The organism is Lacinutrix venerupis (assembly GCF_001971745.1).
GTDB lineage: Bacteria > Bacteroidota > Bacteroidia > Flavobacteriales > Flavobacteriaceae > Lacinutrix > Lacinutrix venerupis.
The window spans coordinates 1181500-1196109 of sequence record NZ_CP019352.1; the positions used below are offsets into that span (position 1 = coordinate 1181500).

Annotated in this window: 15 protein-coding genes; 5 read left to right on the forward strand and 10 right to left on the reverse strand. The window is 29.6% G+C overall.

Annotation, left to right across the window (positions count from 1 at the left end; genetic code table 11):
* Nucleotides 1–18 precede the first annotated feature (18 nt).
* The 9 genes from BWR22_RS05330 to BWR22_RS05370 form a co-directional block, all read right to left on the reverse strand.
* Nucleotides 19–1284, reverse strand: coding sequence for a DUF819 family protein (locus BWR22_RS05330; RefSeq protein ID WP_076732381.1), 1266 nt, complete (start codon nt 1282–1284; stop codon nt 19–21).
* Between the two features lie 277 nt (nt 1285–1561).
* Nucleotides 1562–1981: a DUF2141 domain-containing protein gene (locus tag BWR22_RS05335; RefSeq protein WP_076732382.1), complete on the reverse strand. Its 420-nt coding sequence runs from the start codon at nt 1979–1981 to the stop codon at nt 1562–1564.
* Nucleotides 1982–2081: 100 nt separating this feature from the next.
* Nucleotides 2082–3401 carry an OmpA family protein gene (locus tag BWR22_RS05340; protein WP_076732383.1) on the reverse strand — a complete coding sequence of 440 codons (1320 nt, stop codon included), beginning with the start codon at nt 3399–3401 and terminating at the stop codon, nt 2082–2084.
* A 122-nt stretch (nt 3402–3523) separates the two neighbouring features.
* Nucleotides 3524–4855: a DUF58 domain-containing protein gene (locus BWR22_RS05345; protein WP_076732384.1), complete on the reverse strand. Its 1332-nt coding sequence runs from the start codon at nt 4853–4855 to the stop codon at nt 3524–3526.
* Nucleotides 4856–4859: 4 nt separating this feature from the next.
* Nucleotides 4860–5843: an AAA family ATPase gene (locus BWR22_RS05350; RefSeq protein WP_076732385.1), complete on the reverse strand. Its 984-nt coding sequence runs from the start codon at nt 5841–5843 to the stop codon at nt 4860–4862.
* The gene (locus BWR22_RS05355; RefSeq protein WP_076732386.1) at nt 5825–7054 is read right to left on the reverse strand and encodes a DUF4350 domain-containing protein; all 1230 of its coding nucleotides are present in this window, start codon (nt 7052–7054) and stop codon (nt 5825–5827) included. The genes BWR22_RS05350 and BWR22_RS05355 overlap by 19 nt, the downstream gene beginning before the upstream one ends.
* Nucleotide 7055: 1 nt before the next feature.
* A complete protein-coding gene (locus BWR22_RS05360) occupies nt 7056–7790 on the reverse strand; it encodes an FUSC family protein (protein ID WP_076732387.1) in 735 nt (244 codons plus the stop codon).
* A gap of 1 nt (nt 7791) precedes the next feature.
* Nucleotides 7792–8679 (reverse strand): hypothetical protein, encoded by an 888-nt coding sequence (locus BWR22_RS05365; RefSeq protein WP_076732388.1) that lies wholly within the window; start codon nt 8677–8679, stop codon nt 7792–7794.
* 25 nt (nt 8680–8704) lie between these two features.
* Nucleotides 8705–9673 (reverse strand): stage II sporulation protein M, encoded by a 969-nt coding sequence (locus BWR22_RS05370; protein WP_076732389.1) that lies wholly within the window; start codon nt 9671–9673, stop codon nt 8705–8707.
* 35 nt (nt 9674–9708) lie between these two features.
* Between BWR22_RS05370 and BWR22_RS05375 the strand changes: the two genes are divergently transcribed.
* Together BWR22_RS05375 and BWR22_RS05380 are read left to right on the forward strand one after the other, a co-directional pair.
* Entirely contained in the window at nt 9709–10425 is a 717-nt protein-coding gene (locus tag BWR22_RS05375) for an RDD family protein (RefSeq protein ID WP_076734371.1), read from the forward strand.
* 46 nt (nt 10426–10471) lie between these two features.
* Nucleotides 10472–11068 carry a trimeric intracellular cation channel family protein gene (locus BWR22_RS05380; RefSeq protein WP_076732390.1) on the forward strand — a complete coding sequence of 199 codons (597 nt, stop codon included), beginning with the start codon at nt 10472–10474 and terminating at the stop codon, nt 11066–11068.
* Nucleotides 11069–11093: 25 nt separating this feature from the next.
* Here BWR22_RS05380 and BWR22_RS05385 read toward each other — a convergent pair whose 3' ends face one another.
* The gene (locus BWR22_RS05385) at nt 11094–11810 is read right to left on the reverse strand and encodes a peptidylprolyl isomerase (protein WP_076732391.1); all 717 of its coding nucleotides are present in this window, start codon (nt 11808–11810) and stop codon (nt 11094–11096) included.
* 2 nt (nt 11811–11812) lie between these two features.
* Between BWR22_RS05385 and BWR22_RS05390 the strand changes: the two genes are divergently transcribed.
* The 3 genes from BWR22_RS05390 (at nt 11813) to BWR22_RS05400 (ending at nt 14600) form a co-directional block, all read left to right on the forward strand.
* Nucleotides 11813–12454, forward strand: a complete 642-nt coding sequence (locus BWR22_RS05390) for an NUDIX hydrolase (RefSeq protein WP_076732392.1) — start codon at nt 11813–11815, stop codon at nt 12452–12454.
* 43 nt (nt 12455–12497) lie between these two features.
* Nucleotides 12498–13304 carry a lysophospholipid acyltransferase family protein gene (locus tag BWR22_RS05395; protein WP_076732393.1) on the forward strand — a complete coding sequence of 269 codons (807 nt, stop codon included), beginning with the start codon at nt 12498–12500 and terminating at the stop codon, nt 13302–13304.
* Nucleotides 13305–13391: 87 nt separating this feature from the next.
* Nucleotides 13392–14600 carry a sensor histidine kinase gene (locus BWR22_RS05400; RefSeq protein WP_076732394.1) on the forward strand — a complete coding sequence of 403 codons (1209 nt, stop codon included), beginning with the start codon at nt 13392–13394 and terminating at the stop codon, nt 14598–14600.
* Nucleotides 14601–14610 lie beyond the last annotated feature (10 nt).

The window sequence follows — 14610 nt, forward strand, 5'->3', positions numbered from 1 at the left end:
ATAAAAATTAATTAAATGCTAACCAACGGCTGCTATTCTCATTAATTCGGCACAAAGTATTGCTCCATATGTTCCAACAACGTAACCAAAGACAGCTAAAAGAGCTCCTACAGTGGCTAATGATGGATGAAAAGCTGCCGCAACAATTGGAGCAGAGGCTGCACCACCAACATTGGCTTGACTTCCTACTGCTAAAAAGAAATATGGTGCTTTAATTAATTTTGCAACTAATATTAATAATCCTGCGTGTATAGCCATCCAAACTAAACCAATCATAATTAAGCCTGGTTGATCAAGAATTCCTCCTAAATCCATTTTCATACCTATAGTAGCTACTAAGATATATATAAATACACTACCTATTTTACTTGCTCCTGCACCTTCGTAAGTTTTTGCTTTTGTAAAAGATAGTAGTACGCCTATTAATGTTGAAATAGAGATTAACCAAAAGAAACCACTACCGAAAGAGGATAATGCACTTTTGGGATCGCTTACGGCTTCAAAATTATTTTTTAAAAATGTAGTTATAATTTCAGAACCTAAATGTGCAATACCTACGGCTGTAAAAGCTATCATAAGTATAACCATATAATCGTTTAAAGATGGATTTCTTACTGTTTTTTCAGCAAAATTTTCCATCTTTTTTTGTAGTGCATCAATTGCTGTATTATCTGCTTTTAACCATTTGTCAATTTTAGTTCTCTTACCAATTCCTAATAATAAAATTGCCATCCAAACATTGGCTACAAAAATATCTACAATTACCATGTTTCCATATCTTTCTGGATTGTATTGGTATATTTCTAACATGGCCGCTTGGTTTGCTCCGCCACCAATCCAGCTTCCAGCTAGTGTAGATAATCCTCTCCAAACGGCATTAAAATCTGCTCCGCCAACTGTTTCTGGAGAAAATGCAGATATTAATAAAATTGCTAATGGACCTCCAATTACAATACCTATTGTACCTGTTAAAAACATGATTAATGCTTTAGGTCCTAAATTAAATACAGCTTTTAAGTCTATGCTTAATGTAAATAATACTAATGAAGCTGGTAAAAAATAACGGCTAGCTACAAAATAAGCTTGAGATGTTTTTGGGTCTACCCAACCAAACAGGCTAAATAACGATGGAATAAAATAGCACATTAATAATGCTGGTACAAACTTGTAAAATGTTTTCCAAAAGCCTGTTTTAATATTTTCTGTATAAAACACAAGGCCTAAGGCTAGAAATAGTAAGCCAAAAACAATGGCATCGTTATTAAACGGAAGAGTAATGTCCATATTTTTTTAATTAGTTGCTGCAAAATACCAAATTAAAATAGGATAAAAAAAAGTAAGAAATAAAGTTTGGCATACAATTTGAAATACTTATTTCGAGATTTCTTACATAGACTATTTTAAAGTGTGGTTACTTTAAATTAAGAGTAAGTAATTATCATATTTTTGGTTGGTTAGTATGAAAAAGCGTCTTTTTTTAAGACGCTTTTTCTAATTGTATTTAAACATAAAATCAAAATTATGTTGTTCTATCTTTGTTTTTATAAGCTATAAAGATTAATTAAAATGTAATTCTCATTTCTAAATCTTTATTTTCTACTTTAAACTTAGCGTCATTAAATTGTGGAGGACCGTAATTAATTGGGTTGTTAGACATGCCGTAATCTTCAAGTGGCATTCTGTTTGTACTAAAATCCATTTTTTTATTATCGTTCTCATCGTGCATTGCCATAATAGCATACGTTCCTGGTGATACATTTTTAAATGTGACTATAATCTTACCATTTTCGATATTTGATTCTATATTTTGAATACCTTCTGTAACCATAAAAGTATTCTCATTGTGTAACGTTAATATTGCTTTTCCTTTATCACTTTTAATATTAGAAATTGTAACAGTAATGTTTTGTGTATTTTTATCTTGTGAAAAAGAAAATACGAAAGAAAAAATAAAAGTAAAAGTTAAGATAATTGATTTCATAATTAAAGCGTTTTAATGTTATTGATTAATCAAATATCATTTTTAAATAGCTTATACTAAAAAATAATAAACCGAACTGTAGTTTTTAAGAGACCAAGTGTTAATTAACAATAAATATTTCTATACGTCTATTTTTTAATCTTCCGTCTTTAGTATTATTATCTGCTATAGGTTTGTTTTCACCGTAACCTTGAGAGGTAATAATTTTTGAATTTACACCTTTAGAAATTAAATATTTTCTTGCTTCGCTAGCTCTTTTCTCTGAAAGTAGCATATTATTTTCATTATTTCCAACACTATCGGTATGTCCGGCAATATGAAATTTCATATTTGGTTGAGAGATTATAATATCTGCAATTTTATCTAAATTAGTTTTAGCGTCATTAGTTAAAATAGTATTACCATTTTCAAACTTAATGTTTTTTGCAAAAGTTTCTAATTGACTAATAACTTGTGCTTTAATTTTATTATTACGATCTATAATTTTTTGACGTTCTGCTGTTTTTTGTTGTTGTATTTGTTGCGGTGTTGGGCAACCACCATTTTGAGGCGGTCCAGGTTGTTGTGGACATTTGTCTATTCTGTCAATAACACCATCTTTATCGGTGTCAAAAACTGGGCAACCATCGTCTTCAATTTCACCTTTAACTTTAGGGCATTTGTCGTACTTATCTGGTGTGCCATCTCCATCATTATCTGGGCAACCACGCATTGTAGAAGGTCCATAATCATTAGGACACAAATCTTCTGTATCTATTACACCATCTTTATCTGTATCTGGACATCCATTTGTTTCAAAGGTTCCAAATAATTCTGGACATGCATCTTCATCATCATTTATACCATCTTTATCTTTATCTTTTCCACCATAACGAAATACAATACCGGCAGAGTGTTGCCAATGTTTTAAACCGTAATCTTCAAAAGCATGTTTATATGTTGATTGAATAGTAAATCCAAAGGAGTTACCTACCCAAATATTTGTGCCAATTCCACCGTTTACTGTTCCTGCTCCAATAGTGTCTAACCAGGTATAACCACCACCAATTGTAATGTAAGGATCTAATATTTTTAGTCCATTTGTAAATTGATATTTAAACATACCATCTAAAGAAACATATGGGAATTCTAAATTTGCAGTTTCTTCTGTTGGAAAGTTTTCTTCTAAGCTATTTAACGAAGCAACAGCTTCAAAAGTTACTCGATGTTTAATTAATCGGCCTGCAGATAGTCTAAATCCTGCAGCATTTAAATTCCAAGTTTTAAAACGTGCTAAACCAGCTTCTTGTTCGCGTAAAGGATTGTTAATTGCATTGGCTCCAAAGCTTGTTATCCATGGATTATTTATGGTTTGTGCATTAGTAAATTGAATACTTAAAATAAAAGCTATTGTTAGAAAAAAAAAGCTAAACGGTTTCATTGGGTTTTATTTGAATTAATTAATAGCAATAGCAAGATATACTAAAAATTATAATTTTAAAAAATAAATGAAACTTTAGCGATTAAAACGCTTAAACTAAGGATAAAGAACAATTTTTTAAATTAAAGTAAACCTCTGGCTTTAATTTCTAAATACTTATTAATAGTGTTTACTGTTAATTTTTCTGGAGCAGTTAAAATGGTTTGAATTCCATATTTTTGAAGTTCTTTTACCATTAAACGTTTTTCGAAAGAGAATTTCTCGGCTATAGTTTTGTGGTAAATAGCTTGCAAGTTTTCTGCATCTTCGGCGATAAGTGCATCTAGCTCTGTGTTTTCAAAAAGAATAACAACTAATAAATGTTTTTTTGAAATGGCTTGTAAATATGGTAATTGTCTTTTTAAAGCGCTAATGTGTTCAAAATTAGTATATAGCATAAGTAAACTTCTATGCGTAACTTTTCGTTTTAATTGTGCGTATAAAAGACCATAATCGCTATCTGTAAATTTGGTATCGATATTATATAAGCGTTCTAAAATAGTATTTAAATAGGTTAGTTTTTGAATAGCTGGTAAAAATGAATTTACTGTTTTCGAAAACGTAAGCATACCAACTTTATCGTGTTTTTTTAATGCTACATTACTAAAAGCTAAAGTAGAATTTATAGCGTAATCAAGTAGTTTTAAACCATTAAAAGGCATTTTCATTACGCGTCCTGTATCTATTATAGAGTAGATGGGTTGCGATTTTTCATCCTGATATTGGTTTACCATTAATTTGCCTGTTTTGGCTGTGGCTTTCCAATTAACGGTTCTAAAATCATCGCCTTGAACATAATCTTTTATTTGTTCGAATTCTGAAGTATTACCAATACGGCGAATTTTCTTTAAGCCAAATTCTGTTAAATTATTGCTCATAGCAAGAAAATCGTATTTCTGCATTTGAATAAAAGACGGATAAACGGCTACCATTTGCTCGTTTTGAAACTTAAATTTTCGTTTTACAATTTTTAAAGAAGAAGAGCAAAAAACATTTAAATAGCCAAAATAATATTCGCCACGCTCTACGGGTCTAACACTATATGTAAAATCGTGTACCTCGTTTGGATTTAGTGTGGTTACATAATAAAAATCTCTTTTTTGAAATTGTATAGGTAACTCGTCTATTATAGAGATTTCTGCTTTAAATGGATATTTGTTGGTTATTGTAATGGGTACCGGATTTTCATCGCTATTCGAAAACTTTTCTGGTAATAATCGTCTAGCAGAAATAGGATCTTTAATACGATAGAGCAGGAGTAAATCCATTAAAAATAGCACTATAATTACAGTTGTAATTATCCAAGCTATTGGATATAGCATAGGTATCCAATACGATAATAGAAAACATACAGCAGCACTTGCCAAATAGACAAAGAAACCATTATGTAAATATAGAGATTTAATAAATTTCATGTGGTTATCTAGGTACTTCTACAGATTGTACAATCATATCGATAACATTTTCTGTACTCATACCTTCCATTTCGCGTTCTGGAGTTAAAATAATTCTATGGTTTAATACTGGTTTTAGAGATTTTTTTACGTCTTCAGGTGTTACAAAATCACGACCATTAATTGCAGCAAAAGCTTTTGCTGTATTTAATATAGAAATTGAAGCTCTTGGCGAACCACCTAAATATAAGTGTGGATGATTTCTAGTTTTAGAAACCAATTCGGCTATGTATTTTATTATTTTTTCTTCAACTACAATAGATTGAATTTTTGTTTTATATGCAGCTAATTCTTGAGCGTTTAAAATAGGCTTTATTAATGTTTGAGGTTTTTCGCCTTTACGGTCATGATGCGTTTGTATAATTTTAATTTCGTCTTCTAACGTAGGATAGTCTACTTTAATTTTAAAAATAAAGCGGTCTAATTGTGCTTCGGGTAAAGCATAAGTACCTTCTTGCTCTATTGGATTTTGTGTAGCTAATACCATAAATGGAGCTTCGAAAGAATAGGTTGTACCATCTACGGTGGCTTGTCTTTCTTCCATAGTTTCAAATAAAGCGGCCTGCGTTTTTGCAGGAGCACGGTTTATTTCGTCTATTAAAACAATATTAGAAAAAATAGGACCTTTATGAAATTCGAAGTCTGAAGTTTTCATGTTTAAAACCGAAGTTCCTAATACATCACTAGGCATTAAATCTGGTGTAAATTGTATACGACTAAAATCGGTTTTTAACACTTTAGAAAACAGCTTTGCTGTAACAGTTTTTGCTATACCTGGTACACCTTCAATAAGAACGTGACCATCTGCTAAAAGTGCTACAATTAATAATTCTATAAATTCTTGTTGCCCAACAATAACTTTGCCTAGCTCTAGTTTAATGGCTTCTACTGTATTTTTTAAATCTTCTAAAGGAATTCTATTATTAAATTTTAAATCTTGGTTGTCCATGTGTTATTGGATTTATAGTTTTCTATAGAAGCATTTAGGTTTTCTAAAGCTTCTGCTGTTATTTTTGTGCTACTAGATATTGTTTCTATATCTTTAAATAATGCTTTGGTATCTTCTATTGTATTATTACTACGCGATGCTAAATTTTTAATAAAAGCATCGTCTATGGTATTGGTATTTAAATGTAGGCTTGTTCTAATGTATTCTAAAAAATGCTGAATTTTATGTTGTGCTATATCTGTATGCTTACCACTTTCATAATACATATTTGCAATAGTACGTGTAAAGTCTAAAGTTTGATTTTTTAAAGGTTTTACAATTGGTATAGCACGCTGTTTACGTTTACCATCAAAAATAACGTAAAATAATGCTCCAATTATCATAATGTAATATGCCCAACGTAGCTCTTTAGCTTTTAAAAACACATACATAGGAGATGTTGCTACTTTTTTTCCAGATTTGTAATACTTATCAAAATACAACGGTTGATTAGTGTTTAAATAGGATAGCAATCCTGCTGTGTAATCCTTGTTATTATCTTCTAAAATAAAATAATTAGTATATGCCTGCGGAAATAAATTTAATGTAATTTCACCTTTACCAAATGTTTGTTTAATAACATTTATGTGTTGCTCTGGTATAATTGAATCGTTTTTTTCTGTGTTTGAAATTATGCCAATTACTTTTGTTTTAGTAGAATCTATTACAGAAAAATAGTTTAAAAAGTTTGCTTTTGTAAAGGTGTATTTTTGTTGATTGTTTAAGTCTTTGTTTTTTAATTGTACATCGAAAATGTTATCGAAATTATTAAAATTACTTATTAATGAGGTTTCTAAATTTAAGGTGTCTAAAATTTTTTTTGAAATTGTAGTTGAAGCAATTGCTAGAGTATTTCCTTTTGCTGTCCAATTTAGTAGTTTGTTAAGTTCTGCTTCGTCGAAATCTATAATTCCGTTTAAAAAGAAATAGGTACCAGAAATAGAATCGTTTTTGGTTAAATACTCAAAAGGTGGACGCTCTGTATCTGTTATGTTATTATTATAAACACGTTCTAATTGGTCGTAAAATACATAAGAGCCATATGGAATTTTGTGGTGTTTAGCATAACTAGGAAACCAATTTAGTTTCTGTGGCTTATTATATTCAATAATTATAATAAGTATAACAACTAAAGCAGTTAGGATAATGTATATTTTGCCTCTTCTATCCAAATTATTTTTTTACTTGATTATTAAGATTTATAAAATTTAGCTTTAAGTTTTCAAATTTAATAGCATCTATTTTAAATTCACCATACCATATGTAATCGTAAATTTTGGTGATTTTTTCAAACTGCATTTGTATACTATTAGTTTTTATTTCTTTTATATAATCTTCGTTTGTTTTCTGCTGCTGCCAGTCTATTATATTGTTTTCAGAGAGTTCTTTTATTACTAATAAATAGTAGTACCTAATCGCTAATCTATAATCATTTTGTTTTACAGCTTCGGTAATTAGTGCGTTTATATTTTCATTTTTAATAATTTGTTCTTCATCTGTAAATAAAATTTCGGCCTTTTTTTGTTCGCCATAAATTAGGTTTCTGCTATTTACTTTTAAAAAGAATCTTATTAATAAAAATATTAAGATGGCTAAAACTATATACGGTAAAACTCTTAATATAAACCATAAAATACCTGTGGCGGCATCCATACCAAAAATAGAGGAGAAGAACCTGTGTAAGATGCCTTTTAACCAGCGTTTAAATTTTGTCCATAGAGAATCTTCATCAGCTACTTTTTCTTCGTAATTAAAAGCTTTTTTATTTTTATAAGTATCAAGATTTTCTTTACTAATATCTTGTTTTTGGTAATATGGAGCAGTATTATCATCAGTAATAACAGCATCTTGAGCATAGCCAAAATTACCAATAAACAGTATTAAAAAAAGAAATCTTAATAATTGCATGTTATTGCTGAGTGTTTCCTAAAGAATCAATTTGCTCAAAAGTACCAGTGTGGTTTTTCTTTTCGTTAATATTATAGTAAATAAAGATTGTTACTATTATTGTTATAAAGTTTAAAAAGAATTTAAATGCATAACTAACAAGGTTTAAAATAATATAAATTGGATCTTTATATACGGCCAGCGGATTAGCTTCTGGATTAAATTCTCCAGAAAATATACCCATTTTTATATAAGTGTAAATGGTTGCAGGAAGGTTAAGTACAAAACCTATAACACCAATTAAAAGCGTGACAACAAATAATGTTAAAAAGGACATCCACCATTCGTCTTTAACAAATTTAAAGCTATCACTAAAGGCATCCATAACGCTTTTGTTTTCAAAAATCATGATGCAAAACACTACAGCCATTGGTACTACAAGATAAACTCCAGGTAAAAAGCATAGCATAAATCCTACAAACAAGGCAAGACCTTTTAGGATACTTAATCCTATAAAACTCCAAAATGTGTTTTTTACTTCTGTTTTTACTTGGCTTGTATTTATAGTGCCATTGTTTTCTGTATAAGATTTTACATAATGTAACGTTGCAGAGTATGCTAGAGCGTATACCATTATTCCTGCAATAACAAGTACTAATATAGATATACCAAGCGTTAAAAAGCCCATTTCTTCAGTATCGAAAGTAGAGGCTCCTTCTAGTACAGATGTTAAATCTCCAAAACTGTAAAGCATAAAACCTAACCCAACAAAAAATAATATTAAATATGGTAATGTAATTTGTAATATTAAAGCGAAAAATGGTTTGTATTCGTTTCTTAAAAATGCGAAAACATCACTTATCATTTCTCCTAACTCTCGCTGTTTTTTAAATTGTATAAACTGTTTCATATTAAATGGTGGTTTTATTTCAGGTTTATTCTTGTTTTAGTTTTTCTTTTTTAGATAATTTTATTGGGTAAATTATATAGTAAAAAATTATTAAAGCTAGTGAGCTTATAATTATTGAAATGGCTAGCCAATCGGGCATTTCGGTATGTCTTGTAACAAAACCTTCTAGAAATCCTGCTATTATAAAAAAAGGAATAGTACTAACTAATATTTTAAGTCCGTTTTTAACACCTTTAATAAAAGATTCTAAGCGTGTATAAGTTCCAGGGAAAAGCATACCATTTCCTAAAACTAACCCAGAACATCCTGCAATTATTATTACAGATATTTCTATGGTACCATGAATCCAGATGGTTCTTGCAGACTGCCAAAGTAAACCTTGCTCGTAAAATAAATATTGAAAACTGCCAAGCATAATGCCATTTTGCATCATAATAAATAAAGAACCAATACCTAGCATAATGCCGTATGCAAAAGCCATTAAAGCCACTTTAATATTGTTTAATGTAATACCTAAAAACATATTAAACTCACCTTGTTCTTTATAAACTCCCATTGGATCACCTTTTTCTATGTTTTCCATAGTCATGTTTACATAACCATCACCAAGAAAACTTCTAACAAAATCACCTTCGTTAGCAGCCGAAAAAGCTCCAATAACAACAAATAATATAAAGACTAAAAAAGCAACCAATAATTCGCGATGGTGCTGGCGAAACATTAATGGAAACTCATGAGTAAAAAAGGTAATTAATCTGTTTTTAGATTCCTTTTTAGTTTTGTAAATTTTTTGGTGAGCAGAAGAGGCTAAGCCATTTAAATAAGCTTCTGTGTTGCTATTTGGATAAAAAGTTTTAGCGTAGCTTAAATGATCTGTTATTTCAATATATAAACTAGAAAGTTCGTCTGGTGAAATTAGTATATTATTTGAAAGAACATTTTCAAATGTTAACCATTTATCTTTATTTTGCTTTACGAAAGCAGCTTCACGCATGTAATATCTTATTAAGCTTTCAAAGAAAAGAAAATATGAAAGAATTTCAAATAGAAACCGCCCAAAATGTTGCCATTATTCAAAATGCAGCAAATATAATGGATAGAATGTGGGCTTACTTAATAGATTCATTTATTATTTATTTTTATTTATTTGCTACTATACTATTATTAGTATTATTAGAACTAGACTTTAGAGATACTTGGGCTATTTATTTGCTAGTCTCTTTACCTGCATTTTTATATTATGTATTACTTGAAACTTTTTGGAATGGCCAGACTGTTGGTAAAAATCTTATGAAGATAAGGGTGGTAAAATTAGATGGTTCTAAGCCAACTTTTGCTAATTATCTTGTGCGTTGGCTATTGCGTATTATTGATGTAGTTTTAACCTCAGGAGGATTGGCAGCACTTGTAATATTGTTAAAAGGAAATGGGCAGAGAATAGGCGATATTGCAGCGCAAACAACAGTAATTTCAGAAAAAAGAAAAGTTAGTATTAAAGATACTATTATTAGAGATATTGAGCCAGATTATGTGCCAACATATAGTCAAGTAACTTTGTTTAAAGATTCTGAAATACAAACTATTAAAAATTTGTTTGATGAAGCTAAAAGAAATGGAAACCATAATGTAATCTTAAAATTATTTATTAAAGTGAAGGATATTATGGAGATTGAACCAGAAGAACAGCCTATAGCTTTTTTAGATACTGTAATTAAAGATTATAATTATTATACACAGAATATGTAAATTTTACTTTTTGTAAAATTATATTAATAATAGACCGCAAAAAGTAATGTTTTATATAATAGATATTTTAGGAACTATTGCCTTCTCCATTTCTGGAGTTTTAGTTGCGTTAAATAAAAAAATGGATGCCTTTGGAATATTAATTATTGCTTTTGTAACTGCTGTAGGAGGTGGAACTTTAAGAGATATTTTAATAGGAGAAACTCCTGTAAGTTGGATGAAAGATATAACTTTTGTTTATGTAGTGTTAGCTTCTACAATAATGGCTATAATTTTTAAATCTAAAATCGATTACTTACGTAAGTCACTATTTTTATTCGATACTATTGGTATTGGTTTATATACAGTTGTAGGAGTAGAGAAAGGTATTTCGGCAGGTTTGCATCCAATTATTTGTATTGCTTTAGGAACAATGTCTGCTTGTTTTGGAGGTGTGATAAGAGATATTTTATGTAATGAAATACCTGTTATTTTTAGGAAAGAAATTTATGCAACAGCCTGCATATTGGGAGGTATTGCTTACTTTATTATAAAACGTTTACCACTAGAAGGAAATTTTGTTTTTATTATAGCAGGATTAGTTGTAATTGTCACTCGTATTTTAGCAGTAAAATTTAAGTTGAGGTTACCAAATTTGTATTAAGTAAGTACTTTTTTTTTGAAATAAATTAATCTATTACTTCAACTTTATTAATATAAATATTATGTCTTGGCCAATGTCCACCATCAACTTCTTGGTCTGCAATTTTATCTACAACATCCATACCTTTTATAACACGTCCAAAGGCAGTGTATTCTCCATCTAAATGAAATTGATTTTTTTGAGTAATAAAAAATTCAAATGGAGAAGCTAATTTGTAGGCATTATCAATTTCTCCACTAGGAATCGAAATTGTACCTCTTCTATGTTTATAACCATATCTAACATCTGGAGGTAAAAGATAACGTCCCATTTTTCTGCGTTTTTTTAAAACTTCAGGTTCATCACTATTACCACCTTGAATAACAAAGTTTTTTACCACACGATGAAATTGTGTACCATCAAAAGCCTTGTTTTTTGTAAGAAAAATAAAGTTGGCTCTATGGTATTTAACTTTATTAAAAAGTTCTAAATCAATATTTCCAAATTTGGTATAAATACGTACTTTATTTTCTTTATTAATTTTGCCATACTCTTCAAAAAAATCCATGGCATTATCATCGTTTAGTGGAAGGTAGCGTTCTTCTAAGGTAAGCTTAGAGCTATCTATTTCTATAACTTTTTCTTCTACTTCAGGTGCTACCGTATCAACTTTTGTAACTTTACTTTTAACAGGTTTTGGTTTAGTTTTTTTATCTTCACAGTTAAATAATAAAATTAAGCTAAAAAGTAGAACTAGTCTCATAAATGAAATTTGAATCGTTTTTAAAATCTATTGTAAAAATAGAAAATTTACCATTACCAGGTGAAACTTCACAATTTAAAATGTCTCCTCCATACAGAGCAGATTTAATAAAAATGCAAGCCGAACGAATAAAGAAAGCAAGAAATAGTGCTGTAATGGCATTGTTTTATCCAAATAACGAAGGCGAAACATGTATTATTCTTATTTTAAGAAAAACCTATAAAGGTGTACACTCTGCACAAGTTGGTTTTCCGGGAGGAAAATTAGAAAAAAACGAAACAAATAAACAAGCAGCGTTAAGAGAAACAGAAGAGGAAATTGGTGTAAAACAAAATACAATAACTGTTTTAAGAGCGTTAACACAAATGTACATTCCACCAAGTAATTTTAATGTGAAGCCTTTTATTGGTTACGTAGAAAAAACACCAAATTTTATAAAGCAAGAAACCGAAGTAGAAGCTTTATTAGAAGTAAAACTTAAAGATTTTTTAAATAAAAACGCATTAACAACTAAAACAGTATCTATGGCTAATGGGTTGAAAGTGAGTGTTCCAGCCTATGGTTTAAAGAATCATTTGGTTTGGGGAGCAACAGCAATGATGTTAAGTGAAGTGAAAGACTTGTTAAAGGCTAGCTTTAAATAGTTGGATTTCGCTACATTTGTATATCCTAGAACTTTTAAAATTTATGGGTTTATTTAAACGAAATCCTTTCGGACATATATTATTTGTGAAAAAGTGGCTCATTAGAATTTTGGGCTTACTTTCTCATAGGCGCTTTAGAGGTTTTAATAATTTAAAAATTGAAGGCTCCGAAATTATTAAAGATTTACCAGATACTAACGTTTTATTTATATCTAATCATCAAACCTATTTTGCAGATGTATTTTCAATGTTTCATGTATTTAACGCAAGTTTAAGTAATAGAGAAGATTCTATTAAAAATGTTGGTTATTTATGGAACCCGAAATTAAACATGTATTACGTTGCTGCAAAAGAAACTATGAAATCGGGTATTTTACCTAAAATATTTGCTTACACAGGATCCATTAGTATAGAGCGTACATGGAGAAGCGAAGGTAAAGATGTAAATAGGCAAGTAAAAATGAGTGATATTTCTGCTATTTCTAAAGCTTTAGAAGATGGTTGGGTAATAACATTTCCGCAAGGCACAACAACACCATTTAAGCCAATTCGTAAAGGAACAGCACATATTATTAAAAGATATAAGCCAGTAGTAGTACCAATTGTAATAGATGGTTTTAGACGCTCTTTCGATAAAAAAGGACTGTTTATAAAAAAGAAAAACGTCTACCAATCTTTTGAAATTAAAAAACCATTAGAAATCGATTACGATAATGAATCTATAGACAGTATTGTAGAGAAAATAGAATATGCTATCGAGCAACATCCTTCATTTTTAAAAGTTATTCCACAAGAAGAGTTGTTAGCCCAAGAAGAACTTAATAAACAACGAGAATGGTTAGACTCATAGTAAAACCAGACATTTATTTTTAAATTCTGGTATGATTACTTTCTTTTAAAATAGTGGTGCTGTTTTTTGTAAAAAAATATAAGAATTATGATTACACCTAAAAAGCATAATAATGAAGAAGAAAGGCTTAGAGACCTAGAATCTTATTCTATTATAGACAGCTTACCAGAGAGTGATTATGATAATTTAACAAGAATAGCTTCGCAAATATGTAATACACCAATATCCTTGGTAAGTTTGTTAGATGATAAAAGACAATGGTTTAAATCTCACCATGGTTTAGAAACAAGCCAAACACCTAAAGATTATGCCTTTTGTGCACATGCTATAAATGATTCTAATAATATTTTTATTGTAGAAGACGCTAGAAAAGACGAGCGCTTTCATGATAACCCATTAGTTACTGGAGACCCAAATATAGTTTTTTATGCAGGAGTACCATTAATTAGCGAAAACGGCTATCCGTTAGGGACTCTTTGTGTAATAGATAACAAGCCAAAAACGTTAACAAAAGACCAAATACTATCTTTAGATGCGCTTTCAAAACAAGTAATGAATTTGTTAAGACTTCGAAAAAATAAACGGTTATTAGAACAGTCTTTAAAAGCATTAGAAGAAAAAAACAAAGAATTAGAGCAGTTTACCTATATAGCATCGCACGATTTGCAAGAGCCAATTAATACGGTAATTAGTCTTATAGACATGTTGGAAGATCAACCTAATAATACTTTAAGCGATTTAGAGAAAAAAAATTTCAAGTATATCCATAATGCTTCATATAGAATGAAAGAGCTCGTAAATGCATTGCTTGATTATGGAAAACTAGGTCAAAAACCAGAATTAAAAAAAATAGACTGTAACCTTCTTGTAAACGAAGTATTACAAGATCTTGACGCATTGGTTAAAAAATCTAAAGCAAATATTATTATAGAAAAATTACCAGTAATTTATGCTTTTGAAGTAGAGTTAAGACTTTTATTTCAAAATTTAATAAGCAATGCAATTAAGTTTTCAAAACCCGATGTTGCTCCAATTGTAAATATATTTTCAGAAGAAAAAGAATCTAACTATAAATTTACAGTAAAAGATAATGGTATAGGAATCGACGAAAAATTTAAACAAAAGATATTTCTTATTTTTCAAAAATTACATCAAAATAATAAATATCCTGGAACAGGAATAGGTTTAGCGCATTGTAAAAAAATAATAGAGCTCCACAATGGAACTATTGTGGTAAACTCTCAATTAAATCTAGGGAGCTCGTTTCAATTTACAATAAGTAAAAATTTAACTTAAAAATTATTAA

What these genes read in the sequence shown, in the direction of transcription:
- BWR22_RS05330 (WP_076732381.1), bottom strand. Translation starts at nt 1,284, where the DNA reads ATGGACATTACTCTTCCGTTTAATAACGATGCCATTGTTTTTGGCTTA.
- BWR22_RS05335 (WP_076732382.1), bottom strand. Translation starts at nt 1,981, where the DNA reads ATGAAATCAATTATCTTAACTTTTACTTTTATTTTTTCTTTCGTATTT.
- BWR22_RS05340 (WP_076732383.1), bottom strand. Translation starts at nt 3,401, where the DNA reads ATGAAACCGTTTAGCTTTTTTTTTCTAACAATAGCTTTTATTTTAAGT.
- BWR22_RS05345 (WP_076732384.1), bottom strand. Translation starts at nt 4,855, where the DNA reads ATGAAATTTATTAAATCTCTATATTTACATAATGGTTTCTTTGTCTAT.
- BWR22_RS05350 (WP_076732385.1), bottom strand. Translation starts at nt 5,843, where the DNA reads ATGGACAACCAAGATTTAAAATTTAATAATAGAATTCCTTTAGAAGAT.
- BWR22_RS05360 (WP_076732387.1), bottom strand. Translation starts at nt 7,790, where the DNA reads ATGCAATTATTAAGATTTCTTTTTTTAATACTGTTTATTGGTAATTTT.
- BWR22_RS05365 (WP_076732388.1), bottom strand. Translation starts at nt 8,679, where the DNA reads ATGAAACAGTTTATACAATTTAAAAAACAGCGAGAGTTAGGAGAAATG.
- BWR22_RS05370 (WP_076732389.1), bottom strand. Translation starts at nt 9,673, where the DNA reads ATGCGTGAAGCTGCTTTCGTAAAGCAAAATAAAGATAAATGGTTAACA.
- BWR22_RS05375 (WP_076734371.1), top strand. Translation starts at nt 9,709, where the DNA reads ATGAAAGAATTTCAAATAGAAACCGCCCAAAATGTTGCCATTATTCAA.
- BWR22_RS05380 (WP_076732390.1), top strand. Translation starts at nt 10,472, where the DNA reads ATGTTTTATATAATAGATATTTTAGGAACTATTGCCTTCTCCATTTCT.
- BWR22_RS05385 (WP_076732391.1), bottom strand. Translation starts at nt 11,810, where the DNA reads ATGAGACTAGTTCTACTTTTTAGCTTAATTTTATTATTTAACTGTGAA.
- BWR22_RS05390 (WP_076732392.1), top strand. Translation starts at nt 11,813, where the DNA reads ATGAAATTTGAATCGTTTTTAAAATCTATTGTAAAAATAGAAAATTTA.
- BWR22_RS05395 (WP_076732393.1), top strand. Translation starts at nt 12,498, where the DNA reads ATGGGTTTATTTAAACGAAATCCTTTCGGACATATATTATTTGTGAAA.
- BWR22_RS05400 (WP_076732394.1), top strand. Translation starts at nt 13,392, where the DNA reads ATGATTACACCTAAAAAGCATAATAATGAAGAAGAAAGGCTTAGAGAC.